The 1,610-nt window shown below is 28.6% G+C and carries 1 protein-coding gene; it reads left to right on the top strand.

Translation table 11 applies throughout. The annotated features are described in order from the left end of the window. Positions 1-324: 324 nt before the first annotated feature. Positions 325-1,215, top strand: coding sequence for a radical SAM protein (locus OW729_RS19315; protein WP_268063155.1), 891 nt, complete (start codon positions 325-327; stop codon positions 1,213-1,215). Positions 1,216-1,610: the final 395 nt, after the last annotated feature.

Below are 1,610 nucleotides of genomic sequence, written 5' to 3'. Positions count from 1 at the left end.
GAAGGTTAAGCTTCAAAGCGCCGATGGTACTGCACTGGAGACGGTGTGGAAGAGTAGGTCGTCGCCAGGTAAGAGTAAATGCACTAAGCTAATGCTTGGTGCATTTTTATTTTTTGAATTTAATCTTGTTATTTAATTTTTATATTATATTATTTTATTTAGATACATTTTAATAAAATTAATATATTAGAATTTTATTGAAAAATAGATTATATTTTAATGAATGAACTATTTTGTATAAAAATATAAAGCAAATAATTAAGTGTAGAAATTAATATTAAAGAGCAGGTTATTTTAATAAATATAAAGAAAATGGTGATAAATATGAATGAGTTATTTGAGTGTGAATTGTGTCCTAGAAACTGTAAGATTAATAGAAGTATAGATACGGGATATTGCAAAGTTAAAAATGAAATTAAAGTTGCCAAAGCCTCTTTACATATGTGGGAAGAACCGTGTATTTCAGGGGAAAATGGTTCAGGAACTATTTTTTTTACTAATTGTAATTTAGGATGTGTATTTTGTCAAAACCATCAAATAAGTCATAATGGATATGGAATGGTTATTTCTGTTGAAAGATTATCTGAAATTATGTTAGAGTTGCAAGAGCAAGGAGCAAATAATATTAATCTTGTAACACCTACTCCTTATATAACGTTTATTAAGGATGCTCTAGATATAGCAAAAAGGGGTGGATTAAATATACCTATAATTTATAATTCAAGTGGATATGAAAATGAGGAAGCTTTAAAAATATTAGATGGATATATTGACATATATTTACCAGATATAAAATATTACGATAGTAAATATGGTTTAAAGTATTCCAAAGTATCTGATTACTTTCAGAAAGCTTCAAAAGCAATACTCGAAATGTTAAGGCAGGTAGGTGTTCCTAAATTTGATGGGAAAATATTAAAAAAAGGATTGATGGTAAGACATTTAATGATTCCAGGTCTATTATTTGATTCTAAAAAAGTTATTGACTGGGTGATTAACAATTTGCCTAAAGAAGTATACTTAAATATTATGTGTCAATATACACCTGTAGGAGATTTGAATAATTATCCAGAGATTAATAGAAAACTTAGCAGAAAACATTATGAGACTTTACTTAATTATGCAATATCTAATGGAGTTGAAAATGGCTTCTTTCAAGACTTTGATAGTTCAACAACAAGATACATTCCTAATTTTGATTTGAAGGGAGTTTAAATCGAGGAGAATTGCCTTAAATATACTTATCCTTGTGTATCAACATGATTAAAATGGAGAAAAAACTAGTTAAATAGACTATAATAATGATAATCTATTTTTATAGGATGTATTTTGTTTAATAAATATAGTAATTATGATAAGATAGTCCATGTCGTCGCGAGAGAGCAATGGCAAGACAACAACAAGGTTTGAAATAAAAAATCCAAAAAGTTGTTGACAAAGAACAGACAAACTGATATACTAAATGAGTTGCTTAAGTGCAGCGAAGGAAATGGTCTTTGAAAATTAAACAGAAGTTGATATAAAGTCAGTCAATTGAATTGAGTAAAGATTAAACTTTTAAATTGAGAGTTTGATCCTGGCTCAGGACGAACGCTGGCGGCGTGCCTAAC

The organism is Clostridium brassicae (genome assembly GCF_026738875.1).
Lineage (GTDB): Bacteria > Bacillota > Clostridia > Clostridiales > Clostridiaceae > Clostridium_H > Clostridium_H brassicae.
This window is presented reverse-complemented; position numbering and strand designations above follow the sequence as displayed.